The sequence below is a fragment of the Streptomyces sp. NPDC014907 genome (genome assembly GCF_055562975.1).
The window spans coordinates 198,393-221,953 of sequence record NZ_JBVHEG010000003.1 but is presented as its reverse complement, the minus strand read 5'-3'; the positions used below and the strand labels follow the sequence as shown (position 1 = coordinate 221,953).

Here is a 23,561-nt window from a genome sequence, read left to right as displayed (position 1 = left end):
ATCGCTCACTGCTGCAGGGGATCATCAACCGCGGCCGCGCGGTCACCGCACCCCGGGAACGCCGATCCCGTGTGAACCCGCCCGCGAGGGTGGCGGAGATGTCCACAGAGGTGGATTCATCCACAGAACCACCTACCTCGCTGGTTCGTGACCCCGAAAGCATGGCAGGCTCTCTTCATCGCGAGCCCGAAGCCGAGGAGAGTGAATCCTTGCGGTCCGACGCCCACATCGCGGGACCGATGACCGACCCGGTCCCCGGTCCCCGCACCGAATCGGCGGGGGAAGACGTTTCACGTGAAACGCCGCCCCCGATGGACGACACATCCACGGGACGCGCTGCCCACCTGGCGGCGGAGGCACTGGGCCGTGCCGGCGAGGGGCTTCCCCGCCCGGCCCGGACTCGCGTGATGGTGGTCGCCAACCAGAAGGGCGGCGTGGGCAAGACGACCACGACGGTCAACCTCGCCGCGTCCCTGGCCCTCCACGGCGCCCGCGTCCTGGTCATCGACCTGGACCCCCAGGGAAACGCCTCCACGGCGCTCGGCATCGACCACCACGCCGATGTCCCCTCGATCTACGACGTCCTCGTGGACAGCAGGCCGCTCTCCGAAGTGGTGCAGCCCGTGGTGGACGTCGAAGGGCTCTTCTGCGCCCCCGCCACCATCGATCTGGCCGGCGCGGAGATCGAACTGGTGTCGCTGGTGGCACGCGAAAGCCGCCTCCAACGGGCGATCCAGGCCTATGAACAGCCACTGGACTACATCCTCATCGACTGCCCGCCGTCGCTCGGACTGCTGTCGGTCAACGCCCTGGTGGCGGGGGCCGAGGTCCTGATCCCGATCCAGTGCGAGTACTACGCCCTCGAAGGCCTGGGCCAGCTCCTGAAGAACGTCGAGCTGGTCCGGGGGCACCTCAACCCCGCCCTCCATGTCTCGACGATCCTGCTCACCATGTACGACGGCCGCACGAGGCTCGCCTCACAGGTCGCCGAAGAGGTGCGCACCCACTTCGGCGAAGAGGTGCTGCGGACCAGCATTCCCCGGTCCGTCCGCATCTCGGAGGCGCCGAGCTACGGGCAGACGGTGATCACTTACGATCCGGGTTCCAGTGGTGCCCTGTCGTACATCGAAGCGGCTCGTGAGATCGCCCTCCGGGGCGTCGCCGTGAACTACGACGCCCAGCACGCACGTGTGGGGTACCAGAACCATCAGCGCAGCATGTCGGAGGGAATTCAGTGAGTGAGCGACGTAGGGGATTGGGGCCGCGGGGGCTCGGTTCGCTGATCCCGCAGAGCGCTCCGTCTCCCGAGTCGGCGGTGGCGTGGGCCGGGGCGGTGAAGACGGCCGAGCCGAAGCCCCCCGCCGGGGCGTACTTCACCGAGGTCCCGATCGACGCCATCGTGCCGAACCGGCACCAGCCGCGTCAGGTTTTCGACGAGGACGCCCTCGCGGAGCTGGTCGCCTCCATCAAGGAGGTCGGTCTGCTCCAGCCCGTGGTCGTGCGCAGGATCGACGACGACCGCTATGAGCTCGTCATGGGCGAGCGCCGTCTGCGGGCCTCCACGACGGCGGGCCTCGAGCGGATTCCGGCGATCGTCCGGGAGACCGACGACGAGAAGATGCTCCTGGACGCCCTCCTGGAGAACCTCCACCGGGCTCAGCTGAACGCGATCGAAGAGGCACACGCCTATGAGCAGCTGCTCAAGGACTTCGGCTGCACCCACGACCAGCTCGCGGACCGCATCGGCCGCTCCCGTCCGCAGATCTCCAACACGCTGCGTCTGCTCCGCCTCTCTCCCCCCGTGCAGAGCCGCGTGGCTTCCGGGGTGCTCTCCGCCGGCCACGCGCGCGCCCTCCTCGGTGTGGAGGACCAGGAGGCCCAGGACAAGCTGGCCGCCCGGATCGTCGCCGAAGGCCTTTCGGTGCGCACGGTCGAGGAGATCGTGAGCCTCATGGATTCCGGGGAGCCCGCCGAGGCGGTCAAGCCGAAGAAGCCGCGTGCCGGAAGCCGGGTCTCGCCCGCCCTCACGGACCTGGCCACCCGGCTTTCCGACCGCTTCGAGACCCGGGTGAAGGTCGACCTGGGGCAGAAGAAGGGGAAGATCGTCGTCGAGTTCGCCTCGATGGACGACCTCGAGCGCATCCTCACCACCCTGGCTCCCGGCGAGGGACGGGTCCTGGAACAGAAGAGCGCCGAGCAGAGCGCGGCGGGCTGACGCCCGCACCTCACCGGTACCGCCGCGGGGCGGGCCGTGTTCCGGTCTCCCGGAGCGCGACCCGCCCTTTGCCCGTATGCGGTGTCTTCCCGATCGCCCGGTCGATACGATTCCAGGAGGAGTATCCGTGCGCGAAGGCGAGGGAAGCGAGGATCGGCCGTGGGGCGACGGCTCGTACCGCTCACGCTGGACAACCTTCCGGACCTCCCCCAGCGGTGTCGCTCCTGTGTCTTCTGGGAGCTCGATCCGGTCAGCGGTGAGGCCGCGGTGGAGTCGGGCCGTCCGGAGGTGGAGAAAGAGTCCTGGATCTCGGCCGTGCTCCTGGAGTGGGGCTCCTGCGGCCGTGTGGTCTATGTGGACGAGGTGCCGGTCGGTTACGTCCTTTACGCCCCGCCGGCCTATGTGCCCCGATCGACCGCCTTCCCGACGAGCCCCGTCGCGGCGGACGCCGTCCAGCTGATGACGGCATGGATCATGCCGGGTTATCAGGGGCAGGGGCTGGGCCGAGTGATGGTGCAGACGGTGGCGAAGGACGTGATGAGACGGGGCTTCAAGGCGATCGAGGCGTTCGGGGACGCCCGCTGGAAGGAACCGGCCTGCGTGCTGCCGGCCGACCACCTGCTGGCCGTGGGCTTCAAGACCGTCAGACCGCACCACGCCTTCCCCCGCCTGAGGCTGGACCTCAGGACGACGCTCTCCTGGAAGGAGGACGTCGAGATGGCCCTGGACCGACTGCTCGGCGCCGTACAGAAGGAGCCCGCCCTGCGGCCCCTCTGATCACCCTCATGAACACGAGAGCGGCCCGCCCCGTCGGGGGCGGGCCGCTTCCGTTTCACGTGAGACATTCATGCGAACGTTTCACGTGAAACAGTGAAGGCATCAGGCCTTGGTGGGCTCGACGAAGCCTTCCAGGTCGCGCAGGATGGCCGCCTTCGGCTTGGCGCCGACGATGGTCTTCACGACCTCGCCGCCCTGGTAGACGTTCAGCGTCGGAATGGACATGACGCCGTACTTCGCGGCCGTGGCCGGGTTCTGGTCGATGTTGAGCTTCACGATCTCGATCTCACCGTGCTCGGCGGCGATGGCCTCCAGCGACGGAGCGATCTGGCGGCACGGGCCGCACCACTCGGCCCAGAAGTCCACCAGGACGGGCTTGTCGCTCTTGAGGACGTCCTCTTCGAAGGAAGCGTCGGTCACAGTCTTGAGGGCCACAGCGGCCTCCTTGATCTCGCGGGGGTGTGGATGGGGAGCGGGCAGGGGTCAGACCACGGGGGTCTCGGCCAGCTTCTCGGGCTCGGCGACCTTCTCGGTGTCGGCCAGGGCGGCCAGGAACCGCTCGGCGTCGAGGGCGGCGGAGCAACCGGTACCGGCGGCCGTGATGGCCTGGCGGTAGGTGTGGTCGACGACATCGCCGGCACCGAAGACGCCCGGGAGGTTCGTACGCGTCGACGGAGCGGCCACCTTCAGGTAGCCCTCGTCGTCCAGGTCGAGCTGGCCCTTGAAGAGCTCGGTCCGGGGGTCGTGGCCCACGGCGATGAAGAGGCCGGTGACGGGAAGCTCCCGGGTCACGCCGGTCTTCGTGTCGCGCAGGGTCAGGCCGCTGAGCTTCTGATCGCCGTGGATCGTGGCGACCTCGCTGTCCCACGCGAACGAGATCTTCGGGTCGGCGAAGGCGCGCTCCTGCATGGCCTTTGAGGCGCGCAGGGTGTCCCGGCGGTGGACGATCGTGACGGACTTGGCGAAGCGCGAGAGGAAGGTGGCCTCCTCGATCGCGGTGTCGCCGCCGCCCACGACGGCGATGTCCTGGTCCTTGAAGAAGAATCCGTCGCAGGTGGCGCACCAGGAGACACCGCGGCCGGAGAGCGTGTCCTCGTTGGGGAGGCCGAGCTTGCGGTGCTGGGAACCGGTGGTGACGATCACGGCCTTGGCGCGGTGCACGGTGCCGGCGGTGTCGGTGACGGTCTTGATCTCACCGGTGAGGTCCACGGCGACGACGTCGTCGGGAACCAGCTCGGCGCCGAAGCGCTCCGCCTGCGCCCGCATGTTGTCCATCAGGTCCGGGCCCATGATGCCGTCACGGAAGCCGGGGAAGTTCTCGACCTCGGTCGTGTTCATCAGGGCGCCACCAGCGGTGACCGCGCCCTCGAAGACCAGGGGCTTCAGCGACGCGCGGGCCGTGTAGAGCGCGGCGGTGTATCCCGCGGGCCCCGAGCCGATGATGATCACATTACGGACGTCGCTCACGGGTTTCTTCCTCGTCTCTGCGGACTTGCCACTGCCAGGGGGACGGTTGTCTCGGTCGCTCACCCCACCCAACGGATACTAAGGGGCGTGCATTCCCGGGAGCGCCGCGCGGCACGTGGACGGGGAGGAAAGCGGGTCAGGAGCGGGGGTACGTCCGGCTGAGGAGGACTTCGGCGGGGGCCCCGCCCGCCGGCCGGTCGGCACAGGAGGCGTCGACCACATAGGCCCGGACCCGTGTGGAGTCGGCGAAGTCCGGGAGGACGAGCAGGTACGCGGGCGTTCCCCGGTACTCCCCCTTCTCCTGACCCAGTACCGCGTCGGTGCGGCCGGTGCCGGCCAGGACACAGTCCGGGACGCCTCCGTCCCTGCTCCGGCGGGGGGTCACCGTCCCGGCGTCCGAGGCCATCGATTCGGGCGCGACGCCCTGAGGGGTCCTCGTGGCCCTCTTCCCGGCGAGGAGGTCATGGACCCGGTCCCCGACCGGTGATCCGGAGAAGGAACCCGGAGCGGCCTCGGCGGACGCCCCGGACTTCTTCGCACCGGTCGCGACCCCTCCGGTCGTCGTGGGGTCCGCCTGGCTCAAGTACAGGCCCGTTCCGAGGACCACGGCTCCGAAGGCGGCACCGACCGCGGTGAGCAGGGCGACCCGGCGTCGGCGGGGCGAGCCGGCGCGGCCCGGTCCGGTGGCGGCCCGGGGGCGCCCGGCGGGACGGTCCGCGCCCGGAGCGGGCGCTCCCTTCTCGGAAGGGCGCGATGTTTCACGTGAAACGGGCGTGCTCTTCTCGTCGCCCGGCGAGGTGGCGTCGAGGAGGGCTTCGGCGGCGAGGGCGGCATCGATCCGGCCGGCGATCTCGGCGGGCATCCGGGGCGGTCCGGGCAGAGTGCCGAGCAGACCCCGGATCTCCTCCAGGGAAGCCTTCACGTCCCCGCAGAGGGAACAGTCCCCCACATGCCGGCGCACGGCCGCCGACCGGCTCGGCGAGAGAAGCCCCTCGGTCAGGTCGGAGATCTCCGAGACGTCCGGGTGCTGTGTGGTGTCAGCCTTGTCGGCCGCGGAAGTCACGTGCGCCCACCTCCGCCCTTCACAGCAGCTGGATCGGTCGATCCGGTGTCCGTCGGACCCGGCGCCGGTGGGACGGATGTCCCCGGCGTCCGGTTCCTTCCCCCTTCGGCGGCCCGGCTACTCGCGGTGTCCGCGCGCAGATGAGTGACCATCGGCAGCAGACGCGCCCGGCCGCGCGCACACCGGCTCTTCACGGTCCCGGAGGGAACGCCGAGGATAAGGGCCGCCTCCGCGACCGGGTATCCCTGCATGTCGACGAGGACGAGGGCGGCCCGCTGGTCGGCGGGGATCGAGGCGAGCGCGGCAAGGACCTCGCGGTGGAGGTCCAAGCGCTCCACGGGCGCCTCCGCGGACTCGTGGGGGTCGAGGAGCTGCTCGAAGCGATCGTCGTCGTCGACGGGCGAGGTCCTGCGGGAGGCGGACTTGCGCGCCCGGTCGAGGCAGGCGTTCACCGTGATGCGGTGGAGCCAGGTCGTGACGGCCGACTGTCCGCGGAAGGTGTGGGCGGCCCGGAACGCCGAGAGGAGGGCGTCCTGAACGGCGTCAGCGGCCTCCTCGCGGTCTCCCAGGGTCCGCAGGGCCACGGCCCACAGGCGGTCGCGGTGTCTCCGTACGAGCTCACCGAAGGCATCGGGGTGCCCGGCGACGTGTCGGGCCAGGAGCTCCCGGTCGTCGGTGGCCTCGTCTGTCGGTTCGTCCAACGGTGAGCCCCCTCCCTGTGCGGTCGTCAGCCCAGGATCTTGATTTCCCTCAGCTTGCCGCGGAAACCGCCGTCGTTGGCGGGCAGCTCGGTGAGCCAGATCAGAACGTAGCGGGTGGTGACGGGCGCGGTGGGCTTCAGCGTCACGTTGTCGCCGGACCCGGACGCCCGGCGGGTGAACCGGTCGGGCAGGGAAGGCGCCGAAGTGGCGTCGGCAGGAGCGGTCCGCAGTTCCACCGCGGTGCTCCCCAGGAACGAGAGGTCGACCGAGCTGACCTTCCTGGCCTTGCCCAGGTCCAGGACGAGCCCCACGCCGCTCTTCAGCTTGCCGAAATCGGCGCTGTAATAGCTGTCGGTGTGCCAGAAGGTGCTGGGGTCGCCGTCGTAGGCGTTCGGTATGGCCTGGGGTTTCTCCGCGCCGTTGCCCAGCGGGTCGAAGTCGTGTGCGGAGGAGATGGAGACCGGCTCGGGCGGGGCCGGCTTCTCGTCGGACATGACCGTCGGTGCCGGGGCCGGGTTCTCCGGGGTCTCCTTCGGGCCCAGGAGCCGGTCGGCGATCTGCCAGCTGCCCAGCCCCAGAGCGGCGATCAGCAGGGCCGAGACGGTCCACTTCAGCGCCCTGCCGGTGCGGCTCTGCAAGGGAGGGGGCGGGACGGCGACGGGCTGGGTGGCCGCCGGAGGCTGCTGGCGGCCGTACGTTCCCTGCTGGTACGTCGTGCGCTGGTATTCGGGCGGGGCGGTGAACTCGGGCTCCGGCGGCTTCACGCGGGGCATCGCGGCCACGGCCCTGGCCAGCTCGTCCGGGGTGGTGCAGGGCGGCTCCTGGCGCGAGGCGGTGGCCCCGTCGTTGACGAGGGCGCGCATGGCGATCTCGGAGAGGCCCCGGTGGACACCCGCGCGGACCTGGTCGGGCGGGAGCAGGCCGACGCCCTTGGGGAGCCCGGAGAGGCCGTAGGCGTCGTTCTCGTACGGCCAGCGCTGGGTGAGCGCCGCGTACAGCAGGGCGCCGATGGCCTCGGTGTCGCTGCGCTGGGGGCGCTCGGCCGTGATGCCGCGCAGAGCGGCGTTCACGGCCAGGCCCCGGATCCGGTACTGGCCGGTGGAGCTGCGCAGCACCGCGCTCGGGGTGAGCCGGAGGTGGGAGAGGCCTTCGCGGTGGGCGGCGGCCATGGCCTGGGACACCTGGCTGACGAGCTGGTAGGCGTCGTGGGCGTCCAGGGGGCCCAGCGCGAGCAGGGCGGTCAGTTCGACGGAGTCGGGCAGCCATTCGTGCACGACGTACACGAGGTCGTTCTCCTCGACGGCGTCGAGGACCTGTACGAACCGGGGGTCGCCGAGGAGGGCCGAGGAGCGGGCCGCGGCCAGGACCGAGCGCGCGCGGGGGTGGTCGGCGGGCAGCAGGTGGACCCCGACGGCACGCCGCAGCTTCTCGTCGACGGCGCGCCAGCTGCTGAAACCGTCCAGCCGGGTGACGCACTCCTCCAGCCGGTAGCGCCTGGCCAGCTTGTGGCCGCTGTGCAACTCCGGAACCACGAGGGAAGGCTGTTCGCCGCTCTGTCGTTCGCCCGCCTCGTTCTCCGTGGCCTCGGCGGTCTTCTCCGCCGTCTTCTGCTTTTCCGCCACCCCGTCGGCCGCGGCCTTGCCCGCCTTCGCGGTCAGCGGGTCGTCACCGCTGTTGTCGGCCACGTCGACGGCAGCCGTGCTACGTTCCGCCACCGTCGTTCCTGCCTCCCCAATCGTTGCGCCACATCCCACAGCCAAGCCAATTGTGCCCACAGTCGGACGCCATGCACGACACGCGGCCCCCGCCGATGGTTGTGCGGAGTCCCGGGGATCAGCGTCCCAGGCGGCCCCGGACCATGCCCACCAGGGTGTTCAGTTCCGCGATCCGCATGCGCCTGGCCGCGACGAAGAAGACTCCGAGGAGGGCGGCCCCGCCGAAGACCAGGGCGACGAGCGAGCCGAGCGCGCTCTCGCCCAGGAGCTTCAGCAGCCCGAAACCGACCACGCCGGCGACGATCGCGGCGGGCACGGAGGCCATGCAGAGCCGGGCGTAGGTCCGCATCACGTGGGTGCCGTCCAGGTCGCCGCCCAGCCGGTTGCGGAGGCGGCGCCACGCGATGCCGACACCGACGGCGTAGGCGAGCCCGTAGGAGGCGGCCATGCCCACCACGGCCCACTGGGCGGGCAGGACGACGTAGCAGACCGCCGAGGCGGCGGCGTTGACGGCGGCGACGATGACCGTGTTGTAGAAGGGCGTCCGGGTGTCCTCGTAGGCGTAGAAGCCGCGGAGCACGACGTACTGGACGGAGTACGGGATCAGGCCGAGACCGAAGGCCATCAGGATGAAGCCCATGCCCTGGGCGGCCTCGACGCCGCTGGAGGCGTACAGCAGGGTGCACATCGGGACGCCGAGCGCGAGGAAGGCGAAGGAGACCGGGACGATCGCGACGGCCGAGTTGCGCAGGCCCTGCGAGATGTCGTCCCGGACGGCGCCCGGGTCGCCGTCGTGGGCGGCGCGGGAGATCCGCGGCAGCAGCGCGGCCATGACGGAGACCGTGATGATGGCCTGCGGCATGCCCCAGATCAGCTGGGCGTTGGAGTAGGCGAGGAAGCCGGCGCCGTTCTTCCCGGACTCCTCGCCGGCGGCGGTGGCGAGCTGCGTGACGACCAGGACGCCCGCCTGGTTGGCGAGGACGAAGAGCACCGTCCACTTGGCGAGCTTGACCGTCTTGCCGAGCCCGTGGCCCTTCCAGTCGAAGCGGGGACGGAAGCGGAAGCCGGTCTCGCGCAGGTACGGGATCATCGCCAGGGCCTGGACGACGAGGCCGAGCAGGGTGCCGACGCCGAGCAGGCGGATGCCCTCGTCCGGGATGGTCCGCACGCCCATGTGGGATTCTGCGGACGTGCCGTAGACCCAGATGAACAGGCCGAAGGTGACGATCATGACGATGTTGTTGAGGACCGGGGTCCACATCATCGCGCCGAACTTGCCGCGGGCGTTGAGGATCTGGCCCATCACCACGTGCACGCCCATGAAGAAGATCGTGGGCAGGCAGTAGCGGGCGAAGGTCACGGCCACGCTGTTGGCCGCCGCGTCGTCGGCGATGGTGTTCGACATCAGCCGGACCAGCAGGGGCGCGGCGAAGACCGCCAGGGCGACGATCAGGCCGAGCGCCACCATGACCAGGGTGAGCAGGCGGTTGGCGTAGGCCTCGCCGCCGTCCTCGTCGTTCTTCATCGAGCGGACGAGCTGGGGGACGAAGACCGAGTTGAGGCCGCCGCCGACGGTGAGGATGTAGATCATCGTCGGCAGGGTGTAGGCGATGGTGAAGGTGTCGCCGAGCAGGGCCGCGCCGAGCGCGCCGGTGATCACCAGGCTGCGGACGAAGCCGGTCAGCCGGGAGACCAGGGTGCCGGCCGCCATCACCGCGCTGGACTTGAGGAGCCCGGAGGCCCGGCCGGTCTTCTTGGGCGCGGGCAGGGGCTCCGGCTCCGGGGCGGGCGGGGGCACCTGGCCGGACAGCTGCTGGTCCCGGTAGAGGTGCGCGAAGGCGTCCGGTGCGGGTGCCTCCTCGCTCGCCCGGGTCACCAGGTCGTCGACGCCGGTGAACTGGACCGTGCGCGCGTCGTCGCCGTACGGCAGGTGGCGCGAGGGGCCGTCGGGTTCCGGCGCCGGCGTCTGTGCCCACACCCGGGGGTCGGGGGCGTACGGGGACGCGGACGGCTGCTGGTAGAGCGCCTGCGGGTCCTGGTAGGTCCCGGGCGGCGGTGGCGGGTGCGCGGCCCGGTCGTAGAGCGCCTCGGCCACCGGGTCCTGGGCGGAGAGGTCCTGGGCCCGGTACGGGTCGTGCGCGAAGGCGTCCTGGACGTAGGGGTCCTGGGCGTAGGGATTCTGCGCGTAGGGGCCCTGCTCCGGCGGGTACTGCGCGGAGGGGTCCTGCGGAGCGGGAGCGCCCTGCTGCGCGGGCGGCACCGGCGGGTGGCCGGAACCGGAAGGCGCCGCGGGCGTCCCATCGGACGGCACGGTGCCGCCCGCGCCCTGGCCGCGGTCACCGTCGTACGGCGCGTTCATGGTTACCCCACCTCATCGTCCCCGGCCGACCGGCCACGACATCGCTCAACGGTCCACTTTCTCACCCGTGGCCGACGGGTCGCCGCTTTCGGGCCCGGTGTCCGGTGTCGGGTCACTCGCCTGCTCGGCTCCGTCCGCTCCGGAATCCTCCGGTGCGGCGCTCGTCCCGGTGGTGGATTCCGCGTCCGGTCCGGCGTCCGGTTCCGTGTCCGGTCCACTCTCCCCGGCCTCGCCGGCGGAGCCGGTTTTTCCCGTTTCCTCGGCCTTCCCGGCCTCTTCGGCCTCGGCGTTCCGGGCGGCCACGCGCTTGCGCTGGCTGTACATCCGTACACCGGCGAGGACGAGGAGGAGGACGCCGCCGGCGATCACGAGCATCACGGTCGGTGTGATCTCGGAGACCTTCACGGTGAACCTCATGGGCTCCCCGTACGGGGTGCCGTCCTCGGTGTAGAGCTGGGCCGTCATCGGCACCTGGCCGTTGACGCTGGCCGTGGCGGTGAACTTCACCGACTGGCTGTGCCCGGCGCCGATCTTCACGGGGAGCCCGGCGACCCTCTCGCCGTCGAGCTTCAGCCGGCTCTTGTTGCTGGAGGAGAGGCGCAGCACGAGGTGGTCCACGCCCTGCAGCAGCTTGTTCTGGACGGTCACCGGGATCGTCGCGCTGCGGCCGGAGAGCGTCAGGTCCGACTTGTCGACCAGCTGGACGCCCTCGCTGAGGCCCTGCAGGTCCTCCAGAACGTCGGTCCGGTAGATCGCGGCCGCCCGGGCCCGACCGCGCCAGGAGATCGACATCTCACGGTTGATCGCGTTGCCGAACGGCGTCACCACCCGGTCCGGCGACGTCAGGATGACCTTGAAGTCGTTCAGCGCGTCCCGGGTGGACTTCATGTCGCGGAAGGCCAGGACGGGCAGCTCCCGGTCGCGCAGCTCCTTCGGGTACCGCGAGCCGGCGGGCACCACGCTGGAGGCGTTCGGGTCCGGCTTGGCCGAGGCCGCCGCGACGAGGTCGGACGGCTGGGTCCAGCGCCGTCCGGAGAGGCCGCGCAGGGCGGTGGCCATGGTCTGCGCCTGGGCGACGGAGGGCATCCGCTGGGGGGCGACGACGATGCTGCGCTGGTTCTCCGGCTGCTCGAGCGTGACCGCGAGGGACTGGGAGAGGAACTTCTGGACCGCGAGCGTGGAGTCCTCCGTGCGGACCATGTCCCCGTCGAAGGCGGTGGACAGGAGCGCGTCGCTCACGACGGCCGTGGTGCTGCCGTCGCCGAGGGGGCGGGCCGCCGTGGGCGTGTAGGGGAGCTCGTCACGGACGCTGTCGCTGCGGGCGATCACCTTGTCGGCGCCGGCCGAGGTCGCGACCGCCACGACGGCGGGGTCGACGGCCCCCTCGACGGGCCAGGAGAAGTCGGTGGAGGGCTGGACGTGCAGGACGGTCTCGACCGTCATCCCGGCGACGGCGGTCGCCGACTGGAGGTGCCCCAGGGAGCCGGGGACGTCCTTGCCGCGGTGGGCGAGGGAGGCGAGGTCGGGGTCGGCGAAGGGGAGGGCGACGACCTTGCGTCCCTGGACCGCCTTCTCCAGCGCGTCCAGCCAGCGTTCGGCGAGGGCCTGGTGGGTCCCGGGGACGTGGAGGGTGCCGTCCTTGACGCGGTAGCCGTTCGCCATGGCGTCGACGGTCGCCAGCAGATCCGGGTCGATCACCCAGGTGACGGGCAGGTCCTTGCCCAGCGAGACCATCTGGTCGAGCCGTCCGCCCGGCTCCAGCTCGGCCGCCAGGGCGTCGTCCTCGAAGACCGGTGTCTGCTGGTCGTCCGTCGCGGTCTCCGCCGAGACGTGGGCCGAGGCGATCAGCGGCCAGAGGTAGGTGAACTGGGTCTTCTTCTCCGCCGCCTCGGGCTGGTACGGCAGGAAGGTCCGCTCGATGCCGAGCACCCGGTCGTAGCGCCGGTCCGGGGTCTGGCCCATGAGGGAGACCCCCAGCTGGTAGACGCCCGCCTCGTGGAGCCCCAGCGCGGCGACCGGGACGGACAGGGAGAAGTCCGTGCCGAGGCCGGCGCCCAGCCGGGGAATCCTGACGGTGGGGGCGTCCTCCAGGGGAGGGGGATCGATCTCGCGCCGGTAGCCGGTGCGCCCCGCCACCTGCTCGATCTCGCTGCGGCTGGTCATCTTCGGTCCGACGCGCAGGTTCACGGTCGCGCCGGTGATGGCCTGCTTGCCGCGGTTGGTCACCGTGCCGGTGATGGTGATGGTGTCCCCCTCGACGGGGGCGACCGGGGACAGGGCGTCGAGCGACACGTCGACGGTCTTCGAGCCGGTGGCGTCGTCGGCGGCGGCCGCCGGGGAGACGGCGGCCGGGGCCTGGAGCAGTACGGCGAGGAGCGGTGCCCCGAGGGCCGCGGTCAGCGTGCGCCGCAGCCATCGGCGGACAGGTGAGGGACCGGTTCCCTGGATGTCTGCCGCCTCGGCCACGCCTTCGCCCGTCCTCGTCGTTGCCCGGGGCGCCGATGGTGCCGGTGGCTCCCGGTTGCTGTGTCCAGGCATGGTAACGAGGCACACCGGGGGCACGTGCCGGGGTCTGCTCCGGGTGGTCCCCCCGCGCCGCCGGTGGCACCGGTTCGCCGGTCCCGCTCCGGGAAACGAGGACGTCGGGGCGGGTCCGGGCACGTACCCTTTTCTGTTGTGCCGAACGCCAACGAAGACACCCCGACTGCACTGAGCCAGGTGCAACGCCGCGCGGTCAGTGAACTGCTGCGCGTGTCCCCCGCCGCCGACGATCTCGCCCGCCGCTTCCAGGAGGCCGGGTTCAGCCTCGCGCTGGTCGGTGGCTCGGTGCGGGACGCGCTGCTGGGCCGGCTCGGCAACGACCTGGACTTCACCACCGACGCCCGCCCCGAGGACGTACTGAAGATCGTCCGTCCCTGGGCCGACGCGGTGTGGGAGGTCGGCATCGCCTTCGGCACGGTCGGCTGCCAGAAGGACGCCCGCGTCGGGGACGCGGTTCAGCGCTTCGAGATCGAGATCACCACGTACCGCTCGGAGGCGTACGACCGGACCTCGCGCAAGCCGGAGGTCTCCTACGGCGACTCGATCGACGAGGACCTGGTCCGGCGCGACTTCACCGTCAACGCCATGGCCGTGGCCCTGCCCGAGAAGGTGTTCGTCGACCCGTACGGCGGCCTGGAGGACCTGGCCGCCCGGGTCCTGCGCACGCCGGGGACACCGGAGGAGTCCTTCTCCGACGATCCGCTGCGCATGATGCGGGCCGCGCGGTTCGCCGCCCAGCTGGACTTCGAGGTCGCTCCCGAGGTCGTCACGGCCATGAGGGAGATGTCCGGCCGGATCGAGATCGTCTCCGCCGAGCGGGTTCGCGAGGAGCTCAACAAGCTGCTGCTCTCGGCACACCCGCGCAAGGGGCTCGGCCTCCTCGTGGACGCCGGCCTCGCCGACCACGTGCTGCCGGAACTGCCGGCCCTGCGGCTGGAGAGCGACGAGCACCACCGGCACAAGGACGTCTACGAGCACTCGCTGACCGTGCTCGACCAGGCCATCGACCTGGAGGAGGACGGCCCCGACCTGGTACTGCGCATCGCGGCCCTGCTCCACGACATCGGGAAGCCCCGGACCCGTCGCTTCGAGAAGGACGGCCGGGTCTCCTTCCACCACCACGAGGTCGTGGGCGCGAAGATGACGAAGAAGCGCATGACCGCGCTCAAGTACTCCAACGAGATGATCAGGGACGTGTCCCGCCTGGTGGAGCTGCACCTGCGCTTCCACGGTTACGGGACCGGCGAGTGGACCGACTCGGCCGTGCGGCGCTACGTCCGGGACGCCGGCCCGCTGCTCTCGCGGCTGCACAAGCTGACCCGCTCGGACTGCACCACCCGTAACAAGCGCAGGGCGACCGCGCTCTCCCGGGCCTACGACGGCCTGGAGGACCGCATCGCGCAGCTCCAGGAACAGGAGGAGCTGGACGCGATCCGCCCCGACCTCGACGGCAACCAGATCCAGGAGATCCTGGGCATCGGCCCCGGCCCGGCCATCGGCCAGGCGTACAAGTTCCTGCTGGAGCTCCGGCTGGAGAACGGGCCCCTGGAGCACGACCGGGCCGTCGCCGCCCTCAAGGAGTGGTGGGAAGCGCGCGACTGAGACCGGCCCGCCCGGTGGGAGTCCGTTTCACGTGAAACGGACTCCCGCCGGGCGCGGTGCGGGGGTGGTGTTTCACGTGAAACACCACCCCCGCGCGCGTTCTCCGCGCAGCATCAGGGCGATCGCCCCGTAGACCAAGGCCACCAGCGCGATCAGGGGAACGGAACGGCCGTCGGGCGGCAGCATCACCGCCGCGACCCCCGCCGCGCCGACGAAGGCGACGTTGAACAGCACGTCGTAGAGCGAGAAGACCCGGCCCCTGTAGGCATCGTCCACGGACGTCTGCACCACCGTGTCCGTGGCGATCTTGGAGCCCTGGGTGATGAGCCCGAGGAGGAAGGCGGCGACGAGGAAGGGCACGGGCGCGAAGGTCAGGCCGAGTGCGGGTTCGAGCACGGCCGCCGCCCCGGTGCACACCGTCATCCAGCCGAAGGGGCCGAACCGCCGGACCGCCCACGGCGAGAGGACCGCGGCGACGAAGAAGCCCGCCCCCGACACGGCGACGGCGAGGCCGAGGAGACCGAGGCCTTCGGACTCCGTGGAACTCCAGGCATGGCGGCAGAGCATGAGCACGGTGACGAACAGGGCGCCGTAGCAGAAGCGCAGGAACCCCATCGCGGTGAGCGCCCGGAGGGTTGGCCGCCGTTCGGCGAGGTGGCGCAGCCCCTCGGTCAGGCCGCGGACCGTCGAGCCCAGGGCCGTGGAGAGGCGGGGGGACACCAGGTCCGGGTCGGGGCCGAGGAGTTCCCGGGACATCCGCAGGGAGGCGAGGGCGGCGCAGAGGTAGAGGGCGGCGCCGAAGGCCACCACGGCCGCGTCGGAACCGTCGGCGAGCAGCCGGACGCCGAGGGCGAGGCCGCCGCCGGCGGTCGCGGCGAGCGTACCGGCCGTGGGGGAGAGGGAGTTGGCCACGACCAGCCGTTCACCGTCGACGACCCGCGGGAGCGCGGCCGAGAGCCCCGCGAGGACGAAGCGGTTGACGGCCGTGACGGAGAGCGCGGAGGCGTAGAAGAGCCAGTCGGGCGCGGCGGTGAGGACGAGCGCCGCGGTCCCGCACGCGAGCAGGGCGCGCAGGAGGTTTCCGTGGAGGAAGACCTGACGGCGCTGCCAGCGGTCGAGGAGCACCCCGGCGAAGGGGCCCACGAGCGAGTACGGAAGCAGCAGCACCGCCATGGCGGTGGCGATGGCGGCGGGAGAGGTCTGTTTCTCGGGGGAGAAGACGACGTACGCGGCCAGGGCCACCTGGTAGACGCCGTCGGCGCACTGGGAGAGGAGGCGGACGGCGAGCAGGCGGCGGAAGCCGGACAGGCGCAGGAGTACGCACAGATCACGTACGACGGACATGGCGACAAGACTCACATACGAGGAGGGCCCCCGGGCAGTGCTCCGGGGACCCTCGATCGTCAGGAGTGCGGCCTGCTCAGCGCTCGACCTCGCCCTTGATGAACTTCTCGACGTTCGCGTACGCCTCGTCGTCGAAGTACTGCACCGGCGGGGACTTCATGAAGTAGCTCGACGCGGAGAGGATGGGGCCACCGATGCCCCGGTCCTTGGCGATCTTCGCGGCGCGCAGGGCGTCGATGATGACACCCGCCGAGTTCGGGGAGTCCCACACCTCGAGCTTGTACTCCAGGTTCAGCGGAACGTCGCCGAAGGCGCGGCCCTCGAGGCGCACGTACGCCCACTTGCGGTCGTCCAGCCAGGCCACGTAGTCGGACGGGCCGATGTGGACGTTCTTCTCGCCCAGCTCGCGGTCGGGGATCTGCGAGGTGACGGCCTGCGTCTTGGAGATCTTCTTGGACTCCAGACGGTCGCGCTCCAGCATGTTCTTGAAGTCCATGTTGCCGCCGACGTTGAGCTGCATGGTGCGCTCGAGACGGACACCGCGGTCCTCGAACAGCTTCGCCATCACACGGTGCGTGATGGTCGCGCCGACCTGCGACTTGATGTCGTCACCGACGATCGGCACGCCCGCCTCGGTGAACTTGTCGGCCCACTCCTTGGTGCCGGCGATGAAGACCGGAAGGGCGTTGACGAAGGCGACCTTGGCGTCGATGGCGCACTGGGCGTAGAACTTCGCCGCTTCCTCGGAACCCACGGGGAGGTAGCAGACGAGGACGTCGACCTGGCGGTCCTTGAGGATCTGGACGACGTCGACGGGCTCCTCGGCGGACTCCTCGATGGTCAGGCGGTAGTACTTGCCGAGACCGTCGAGGGTGTGACCGCGCTGGACCGTGACGCCCTTGTTCGGGACGTCGCAGATCTTGATGGTGTTGTTCTCGCTGGCGCCGATGGCGTCGGAGAGGTCGAGGCCGACCTTCTTCGCGTCGACGTCGAAGGCGGCGACGAACTCGACGTCACCGACGTGGTAGTCGCCGAACTGGACGTGCATCAGGCCGGGCACCTTGGCCGCCGGGTCGGCGTCCTTGTAGTACTCGACGCCCTGGACCAGCGAGGCGGCGCAGTTGCCCACGCCGACGATGGCTACGCGAACCGAACCCATTCCGGTTGCTCCCTGTGTGTTCTGGAAGCCCCGCTGTGCGCGGGGCTTCACTTGGCGGTGTCGTCGGACGGATCCGGCCGGGTACTGCCCCCGTGCCGGGGCAGGCCGCCCGTTTCTGCAGATTCGTTGTCGTGCGGAGCGGCGGCACCGGGGCCGGATCGCCGGTCCCGTCCCGCCCGCTCGCTCTCGATGAGCCCGTTCAGCCAGCGCACTTCGCGCTCCACGGACTCCATGCCGTGGCGCTGAAGCTCAAGCGTGTAGTCGTCGAGGCGCTCACGGGTGCGGGCGAGGGAGGCGCGCATCTTCTCCAGGCGCTCCTCGAGCCGGCTGCGGCGGCCTTCGAGCACCCGCATCCGCACCTCGCGCTCGGTCTGCCCGAAGAAGGCGAAGCGGGCGGCGAAGTGCTCGTCCTCCCAGGAGTCCGGACCGGTGTGGGAGAGGAGCTCCTCGAAGCGCTCCTTACCTTCCGGCGTCAACCGGTAGACGATCTTCGCCCGGCGTCCCGCGAGCGTCGTGGCGAGGGCCTCCTCCGGGGCGCTGCCCGGCTCCTCGATCAACCAGCCGTTTGCGACCAGCGTCTTGAGGCAGGGATACAGCGTTCCGTAGCTGAAGGCCCGGAAGACGCCCAGCGAGGTGTTGAGGCGCTTCCGCAGCTCGTACCCGTGCATGGGGGCCTCGCGCAGCAGGCCGAGGACGGCGAATTCGAGGATGCCGGAGCGTCTGCTCATCCGTCGCCTCCTTCGCTTCCCGTGCCCTTATGCCGTGCTGATGTATCGACTCGATACATCAGCACGATAGAGCGGCCACTCTGCGTCGACAACCCGTGGCGCCGTGACCGGCGTCACATCGGCAATTCGAGCCGATCGACTTGCCCGGTTTGGGGTGAAGTTCATCTGTAGGTGGTTTTTGGCCGTGCGTAGTCTGTGCGGCATGCAGACCACCGGGAACCGAGCGATGCCCTGGGGCGTCAGTTCTCGGGGTGACCGGCTGCGGCACGGTGGGACCCCCGATGGGGCCCCCGCTGTGCGCATTTCGGGGGGACCGGAACTCAACTGCCGCTTCCAGGCGTGCGCGCCTGCCCGAGGAGTAGTCGTTCGATGAGCGAGCATCGTCGCAAAATGCCGCCGCAGCAGCCGCCGACGGGTGGTCGCGCGGCGGCACGGCGCGCTGCCCAGCAGCCGGTGGGCCGCAGGCCGGCCCCGGCCCAGGAATTCGGCACGGGGGCCCCCTCGGCCTCGTACGGACCTCCTTCCTTCCACGGGGAGGAGGAGCGTCCCTACGGCGGGCGCGCGGAGGCGCGCCGTGCCGCCCAGCGCGGCAGCCGGCGCAAGGGAGCGGCCGGCTCCGGCCCCGGCGGGTCCGGGGGCGGCCGGCGCGGGGGCGGCGGCGGGCGCGGCGGCGGTCCGGGGGGCGGCGACGGCGGCCGTCCGCCCGGCAAGAAGCGGTTCATCGACTACCCGCGCCACAACAAGTACGGCTGGCGCCGCTGGCTGCCCTCGTGGAAGCTCGTGACGGGCACCTTCCTGTTCTTCGCGGCGAGCCTGATGGGCGCGGCGGCCTTCGCGTACTCGCAGGTGGAGGTCCCCGACGAGGCCAAGACCTCGAAGTCGCAGAACAACATCTACTACTGGGCCGACAAGAGCCGCATGGTCGCGACGGGCAGCGGTGCCAACCGCCAGATCGTTCCCCTCGCGAAGATCCCCAAGTCCATGCAGGAAGCGGTGGTCTCGGCGGAGAACAAGACCTTCTGGGACGACTCCGGCGTCGACCCGATGGGCATCGGCCGCGCCGTGTGGAACATGGCCAGGGGCGGCGAGACCCAGGGCGGTTCGACGATCACCCAGCAGTACGTGAAGAACAACCTCCTCGACGACCAGTCGCAGACCCTCAGCCGGAAGGTGAAGGAACTCTTCATCGCCATGAAGGTCGGCAACGAGGTCAAGAAGGAGAAGGTCATGGCCGGGTACCTGAACACCGCGTACTACGGGCGCGGTGCCTACGGCATCCAGGCCGCGGCCCGCGCCTACTTCAACAAGGACGCCGCGGATCTCGACCCCAGCCAGTCGGCACTGCTCGCCGCGGTGCTGAAGGGCGCGACGTACTACGACCCGGCGGGCTACCCCGAGATCGACTCCCAGGCCACGCCCGAGAAGAACACCGAACGGGCCACCAAGCGGTGGCGGTGGATCCTCGACGAGATGAGGAACGACGGCCACCTCACGGCCGAGGAACGGGCGAAGTACACCACCTTCCCCAAGCTCCAGAAGCCCGGTCAGAGCGCCAACCTGGGCGGCCAGATCGGTTATCTGGTCAGGACCGCCAAGGCGAACATCAAGACCCAGTTCAACATCAGCGAGCAGGAGCTCGAGCGCGGCGGGTACGAGATCTACACGACCTTCGACAAGAACAAGGTCGCCGCGCTCGAGAAGTCGGTCAAGAAGGTCCTGGACGAGCACATCGACCCCGTGAAGCGGCCCAAGACGGACACCAACGTCCAGTTCGGCGGCGCCTCCGTCGACACGGCCACGGGCAAGATCCTCGCTCTCTACGGCGGTGTCGACGCCACCAAGCACTTCACCAACAACGCCGACGCCACCGGCGCCATGGTCGGATCGACGTTCAAGCCCTTCGTCCTCGCCTCCGCCCTGAAGGACGGCGTGCGGGACAAGGAGCTGGGAGCGGACCAGGACGCGTCCACCCGGAAGATCGTCGACCTGGACAAGAGCCTCTACTCCGGCAAGAACGGGCTGGTGGTCCGGAAGTACAACGGCGAGATCTGGCACAACGAGAAGGGCGAGGAATGGCGTCAGACCAATGACGGCCAGGAGGACTACGGCAACATCTCGCTGCGCAGGGCCATGATCAAGTCCGCCAACTCGCCGTACGTGCAGCTCGGCATGGACGTGGGCATCGACCGGGTCCGCGACGCGGCCAAGCGCGCCGGCCTGCTGGAGAGCTCGCTCGTCAAGGGCGAGGTCCCCTCGTTCTCCCTCGGCATCTCCAGCCCGAGCGCCATCCGCATGGCCGGTGCCTACGCGACCTTCGCCAACCAGGGCAAGCAGAACGACCCCTACTCCGTGCAGAGCGTGGTGAAGAACGGCGTCACCATCGAGCACAAGGCGGAAACCGAGCAGGCCTTCAGCCCGGCCATCGCCGGCAACGTCACCGACGTGCTGCGGGACGTCGTCGAGGACGACGAGGGCACCGGCCGGAAGGCGCGGCTTCCCGGCCGCGCCGTCGCCGGCAAGACCGGTACGACCGACGAGAACCGGTCGGCCTGGTTCGTGGGGTACACCGCGCAGGTGGCGACGGCGATCGACATGTACCGCTACGACGACGACGACACGAAGAAGAACCGCGAGTTCGAGAAGATGTACGGCACGGGCGGACAGGTGACGATCCACGGTTCGTCGTTCCCCTCGCAGATCTGGCGCGACTACATGAGCGAAGCCGTCGCGAAGGACCCGAAGGTGGACTTCCCCAAGCCGGAGAAGCTGGAAGGCGCCGTACCGGTCTTCGGAGGCGGTGCGACGCCGTCGCCCACGGCCACCCCGACGCCGACGGCCACCCCGACGCCCACGGAGACGCCGACCACGAAGGCGCCGACGACGACTCCCCCGGCCACCCCGACGAGGACTCCCCCGACGTCCAGGACGCCGAAGCCGGGCAAGACGACCTGCAGCATCTGGGACCCGGACTGCTACCAGCCGGGCAACCCGGGCGGCAACACCGGAGAGCCCACCGGCACGCCGACCGACACCGGGGAGCCGACGGCGACCGGCACTCCCACGGACGACAGCGGAGGCGGAGGCGGCTGGCCCGGCGGGGGCGGCGGCAAACCCGGCGACGGGGCCTGGTCCCCCTAGGCCGGGGCGTTCTTCCGGGGCCGTCGCGTCCGGCCCGTACCTTCCGTACGGGCCGGACGCGGCGGCCCTCGCCGTTTTCCCGGAAGGCGTACGGCAGGATGTCCCCATGCCGAGCCTCCAGAAGACGAGCGCGCCGGGCCGACCGCGGACGGTCGCGCCCACCCACCGGGACGAGGTGGCCGCCGCGGGCAGCGAACTGATCGGCGGCCCCTACGGCCGCCGGGCGCTGCCCGGCACCGGCCGTCCGGCGCCGGTGCGCGTGGTCGTCCTCGTGGCCATCGGCATGTTCGCCCTGGGCATGGTCCAGAAGCTGCCCTGCTACAACTGGGCCTGGTTCCGGGGCGCGACCTCCCAGTACACCCACGCCTGCTACTCGGACATCCCGCACCTCTTCACCGGGCGCGGCTTCGCGGACGGCCTGGTGCCGTACTTCGACCGGCTGAGCGGCGACATACCGTTCCTGGAGTACCCCGTCCTGACCGGGCTCTTCATGGAGGTCGCGGCCTGGCTGACGCCGGGCGGCGGCGACGTGACGCAGCGGGAGCAGGCGTACTGGCTGGCCAACGCCGGCCTGCTGATGGTCTGCGCGGCCGTCCTCGCGGTCTGCGTGGCGCGGACGCACCGCCACCGCCCCTGGGACGGCCTCCTGGTCGCCCTCTCGCCCGCGGTGGCCCTCAGCGCCACGATCAACTGGGACCTGCTGGCCGTGGCGCTGACCGCCGCCGCCGTCCTGATGTGGTCGCGGAGCCGGCCGGCCGTCTTCGGCGTCCTGCTGGGCCTGGCCACCGCGGCCAAGCTCTACCCGGTCCTGATCCTCTGCCCGCTGCTGCTGCTCTGCTGGCGCGCCGGTAAGTGGCGGGCGTACGGGGCCGCGCTGCTCGGTTTCGCGGGAGCCTGGCTGGTCGTGAACCTGCCGGTGATGCTGCTCGCGCCGGAGGGCTGGAAGCAGTTCTACCTCTTCAGCACGCGCCGGAACGTCGACTTCGGCTCGGTCTGGCTGCTCGTCGGCCGGCGCACGGGCGATCCGATCCCCCCGGACCGGGCCAACCTGTACGCGATGCTGCTGATGGCGGTGGCGGTGGCCGGCCTCGCCCACCTCGCGTTCACGGCCCCCCGCCGACCCCGTCTCGTCCAGCTGGCCTTCCTGGTCGTCGCCGCGTTCGCGCTGACCAACAAGGTCTACTCGCCGCAGTACGTCCTGTGGCTGGTCCCGCTGGCCGTCCTCGCCCGGCCCCGCTGGCGGGACCTGCTGATCTGGCAGGCGTGCGAGGTCATGTACTTCCTCGGCACCTGGATGTACCTGGCGTTCACGGGCAGCGGCAACAAGCAGGGGCTGCCGGAGGACGGCTACCAGTTCGCGATCGTCCTGCACCTGCTCGGCACCCTGTACCTGTGCGCGGTGGTGGTGCGCGACATCCTGGCGCCCGAGAAGGACCCGGTCCGGCGGGACGGCTCGGACGATCCCTCCGGAGGCGTCCTGGACGGTGCGCGGGACGTCTTCGTCGCGGGCGGCGCGGCCCGGGGGACCCGGCACGCCGGCCCGGACCCCGAGGAGGGGACACGGGTGGAGTGGGGCGTTCTCCGGGAGCGGGACTCCCGGGGATGAGCGGTCCCGGCCGGAGCGGCGACGCGTCCGGCCGGCCCGTCCTCAGCGCTCGACGAGGCGGTCGAACTGCGTCGTGGTGTGGCGCAGGTGCGCCACCAGTTCGTCGCCGACCCGGGGCTCCTGGGCGTCGGCGGGCACGAACAGGATCGACACCTGCATGTGCGGCGGCTCGGCGAACCAGCGCTGCTTCCCCGCCCAGACGAACGGCGACAGGTTCCGGTTGACGGTGGCGAGACCGGCGCGGGCGACGCCCTTGGCCCTCGGCATGACGCCGTGCATCGCCTTGGGGGCCTCCAGGCCCACGCCGTGCGAGGTGCCGCCGGCGACGACGACCAGCCAGCCGTCGGACGCGGCCTTCTGCTGGCGGTAGCCGAACCGGTCGCCCTTGGCGACCCGGGTCACGTCGAGGACCGCGCCCCGGTACTCCGTGGCCTCGTGGTCGCCCAGCCAGAGCCGGGTGCCGATCCGGGCGCGGAAGCGGGTCTGCGGGAACTGCTGCTGGAGCCGCGCCTGTTCCTCGGCCCGCAGGTGGCTCACGAACATGGTGTGCAGCGGCAGCCGGGCGTTCCGCAGCCGGTCCATCCAGGAGATGACCTCCTCGACGGCGTCGGTGCCGTCGGGGCGGTCCAGCGGGAGGTGGAGGGCGAAACCCTCCAGTCGCACGTCCTCTATGGCGGCGTGGAGCTGGTGCAGTTCCTCCTCGCGCACGCCGTGCCGCTTCATCGAGCTCATGCACTCGATCACGACCCGGGCGCCCACGAGGGCGTGGACGCCGTCCACCGAGGACACCGAACGCACGACCCGGTCGGGCAGCGGAACCGGTTCCTCACCCCGGCGGAAGGGAGTGAGGACCAGCAGGTCGCCGCTGAACCAGTCCTTGATCTTCGCGGCCTCGTAGGTGGTGCCCACGGCGAGCATGTCGGCACCGAACCGGGCCGCCTCGTCCGCGAGGCGCTCGTGCCCGAAGCCGTAGCCGTTGCCCTTGCAGACCGGGATGATCCCGGGGAACTGGTCGATGACCGACTTCTGGTGCGCCCGCCAGCGCGCGGTGTCGACGTAGAGGGAGAGCGCCATGGCCGGCCCGGAACCTTTCTGACGGCAGCGATGAGTCAAAGGTACGTACGAGAGTACGGAACCGTCCGCGTC

Annotated in this window: 17 protein-coding genes; 6 read left to right on the top strand and 11 right to left on the bottom strand. The window is 70.7% G+C overall.

Going from position 1 to position 23,561, the window contains the following annotated elements:
* Nucleotides 1-161 precede the first annotated feature (161 nt).
* The 3 genes from ACZ3IL_RS10175 (at nucleotide 162) to ACZ3IL_RS10165 (ending at nucleotide 2,992) form a co-directional block, all read left to right on the top strand.
* Complete coding sequence (locus ACZ3IL_RS10175) at nucleotides 162-1,238, top strand: ParA family protein (protein ID WP_467388537.1); 1,077 nt, start codon at nucleotides 162-164, stop codon at nucleotides 1,236-1,238.
* Nucleotides 1,235-2,215: a ParB/RepB/Spo0J family partition protein gene (locus ACZ3IL_RS10170; RefSeq protein ID WP_467388535.1), complete on the top strand. Its 981-nt coding sequence runs from the start codon at nucleotides 1,235-1,237 to the stop codon at nucleotides 2,213-2,215. The genes ACZ3IL_RS10175 and ACZ3IL_RS10170 overlap by 4 nt, the downstream gene beginning before the upstream one ends.
* Nucleotides 2,216-2,374: 159 nt before the next feature.
* On the top strand, nucleotides 2,375-2,992 hold the full coding sequence (locus ACZ3IL_RS10165) for a GNAT family N-acetyltransferase (protein WP_467388533.1): 618 nt from the start codon (nucleotides 2,375-2,377) through the stop codon (nucleotides 2,990-2,992).
* 102 nt (nucleotides 2,993-3,094) lie between these two features.
* On the opposite strand, the gene trxA is transcribed toward ACZ3IL_RS10165, so the two are convergent.
* The 7 genes from trxA to ACZ3IL_RS10130 all read right to left on the bottom strand — a co-directional run bounded on the left by trxA (nucleotide 3,095) and on the right by ACZ3IL_RS10130 (nucleotide 12,763).
* Nucleotides 3,095-3,427, bottom strand: a complete 333-nt coding sequence (trxA, locus tag ACZ3IL_RS10160; protein ID WP_030321223.1) for a thioredoxin — start codon at nucleotides 3,425-3,427, stop codon at nucleotides 3,095-3,097.
* 48 nt (nucleotides 3,428-3,475) lie between these two features.
* On the bottom strand, nucleotides 3,476-4,459 hold the full coding sequence (trxB, locus tag ACZ3IL_RS10155; RefSeq protein WP_467388531.1) for a thioredoxin-disulfide reductase: 984 nt from the start codon (nucleotides 4,457-4,459) through the stop codon (nucleotides 3,476-3,478).
* A 136-nt stretch (nucleotides 4,460-4,595) separates the two neighbouring features.
* Nucleotides 4,596-5,522: a hypothetical protein gene (locus ACZ3IL_RS10150; RefSeq protein WP_467388529.1), complete on the bottom strand. Its 927-nt coding sequence runs from the start codon at nucleotides 5,520-5,522 to the stop codon at nucleotides 4,596-4,598.
* A complete protein-coding gene (gene sigM, locus ACZ3IL_RS10145; RefSeq protein WP_467388527.1) occupies nucleotides 5,519-6,223 on the bottom strand; it encodes an RNA polymerase sigma factor SigM in 705 nt (234 codons plus the stop codon). The genes ACZ3IL_RS10150 and sigM overlap by 4 nt, the downstream gene beginning before the upstream one ends.
* 26 nt (nucleotides 6,224-6,249) lie before the next feature.
* Nucleotides 6,250-7,938, bottom strand: a complete 1,689-nt coding sequence (locus tag ACZ3IL_RS10140; RefSeq protein ID WP_467388525.1) for a protein kinase family protein — start codon at nucleotides 7,936-7,938, stop codon at nucleotides 6,250-6,252.
* 118 nt (nucleotides 7,939-8,056) lie between these two features.
* Nucleotides 8,057-10,297: a murein biosynthesis integral membrane protein MurJ gene (gene murJ / locus ACZ3IL_RS10135; RefSeq protein ID WP_467388523.1), complete on the bottom strand. Its 2,241-nt coding sequence runs from the start codon at nucleotides 10,295-10,297 to the stop codon at nucleotides 8,057-8,059.
* Between the two features lie 45 nt (nucleotides 10,298-10,342).
* Entirely contained in the window at nucleotides 10,343-12,763 is a 2,421-nt protein-coding gene (locus tag ACZ3IL_RS10130; protein ID WP_467388521.1) for a DUF6049 family protein, read from the bottom strand.
* Between the two features lie 210 nt (nucleotides 12,764-12,973).
* Between ACZ3IL_RS10130 and ACZ3IL_RS10125 the strand changes: the two genes are divergently transcribed.
* On the top strand, nucleotides 12,974-14,440 hold the full coding sequence (locus ACZ3IL_RS10125; RefSeq protein WP_467388519.1) for a CCA tRNA nucleotidyltransferase: 1,467 nt from the start codon (nucleotides 12,974-12,976) through the stop codon (nucleotides 14,438-14,440).
* A 72-nt stretch (nucleotides 14,441-14,512) separates the two neighbouring features.
* On the opposite strand, the gene ACZ3IL_RS10120 is transcribed toward ACZ3IL_RS10125, so the two are convergent.
* The 3 genes from ACZ3IL_RS10120 to ACZ3IL_RS10110 form a co-directional block, all read right to left on the bottom strand.
* Complete coding sequence (locus ACZ3IL_RS10120; RefSeq protein ID WP_467388517.1) at nucleotides 14,513-15,784, bottom strand: MFS transporter; 1,272 nt, start codon at nucleotides 15,782-15,784, stop codon at nucleotides 14,513-14,515.
* A 76-nt stretch (nucleotides 15,785-15,860) separates the two neighbouring features.
* Nucleotides 15,861-16,943, bottom strand: coding sequence for an inositol-3-phosphate synthase (locus tag ACZ3IL_RS10115; RefSeq protein ID WP_467388515.1), 1,083 nt, complete (start codon nucleotides 16,941-16,943; stop codon nucleotides 15,861-15,863).
* Nucleotides 16,944-16,990: 47 nt separating this feature from the next.
* Nucleotides 16,991-17,671 carry a PadR family transcriptional regulator gene (locus ACZ3IL_RS10110; RefSeq protein WP_467388513.1) on the bottom strand — a complete coding sequence of 227 codons (681 nt, stop codon included), beginning with the start codon at nucleotides 17,669-17,671 and terminating at the stop codon, nucleotides 16,991-16,993.
* 369 nt (nucleotides 17,672-18,040) lie between these two features.
* On the opposite strand from ACZ3IL_RS10110, the gene ACZ3IL_RS10105 reads away from it, so the two are divergent.
* Together ACZ3IL_RS10105 and ACZ3IL_RS10100 are read left to right on the top strand one after the other, a co-directional pair.
* On the top strand, nucleotides 18,041-20,809 hold the full coding sequence (locus ACZ3IL_RS10105) for a transglycosylase domain-containing protein (RefSeq protein WP_467388511.1): 2,769 nt from the start codon (nucleotides 18,041-18,043) through the stop codon (nucleotides 20,807-20,809).
* A gap of 106 nt (nucleotides 20,810-20,915) precedes the next feature.
* Nucleotides 20,916-22,415: a glycosyltransferase family 87 protein gene (locus ACZ3IL_RS10100; protein WP_467388509.1), complete on the top strand. Its 1,500-nt coding sequence runs from the start codon at nucleotides 20,916-20,918 to the stop codon at nucleotides 22,413-22,415.
* Between the two features lie 42 nt (nucleotides 22,416-22,457).
* On the opposite strand, the gene ACZ3IL_RS10095 is transcribed toward ACZ3IL_RS10100, so the two are convergent.
* Entirely contained in the window at nucleotides 22,458-23,489 is a 1,032-nt protein-coding gene (locus ACZ3IL_RS10095) for an alanine racemase (RefSeq protein WP_467388507.1), read from the bottom strand.
* Nucleotides 23,490-23,561 lie beyond the last annotated feature (72 nt).

Coding starts and splice junctions, on each gene's coding strand:
- ACZ3IL_RS10095 (WP_467388507.1), bottom strand. CDS start 23,489: ATGGCGCTCTCCCTCTACGTCGACACCGCGCGCTGGCGGGCGCACCAG.
- ACZ3IL_RS10110 (WP_467388513.1), bottom strand. CDS start 17,671: ATGAGCAGACGCTCCGGCATCCTCGAATTCGCCGTCCTCGGCCTGCTG.
- ACZ3IL_RS10100 (WP_467388509.1), top strand. CDS start 20,916: ATGCCGAGCCTCCAGAAGACGAGCGCGCCGGGCCGACCGCGGACGGTC.
- ACZ3IL_RS10115 (WP_467388515.1), bottom strand. CDS start 16,943: ATGGGTTCGGTTCGCGTAGCCATCGTCGGCGTGGGCAACTGCGCCGCC.
- ACZ3IL_RS10120 (WP_467388517.1), bottom strand. CDS start 15,784: ATGTCCGTCGTACGTGATCTGTGCGTACTCCTGCGCCTGTCCGGCTTC.
- murJ (WP_467388523.1), bottom strand. CDS start 10,297: ATGAACGCGCCGTACGACGGTGACCGCGGCCAGGGCGCGGGCGGCACC.
- ACZ3IL_RS10105 (WP_467388511.1), top strand. CDS start 18,041: ATGAGCGAGCATCGTCGCAAAATGCCGCCGCAGCAGCCGCCGACGGGT.
- ACZ3IL_RS10175 (WP_467388537.1), top strand. CDS start 162: ATGGCAGGCTCTCTTCATCGCGAGCCCGAAGCCGAGGAGAGTGAATCC.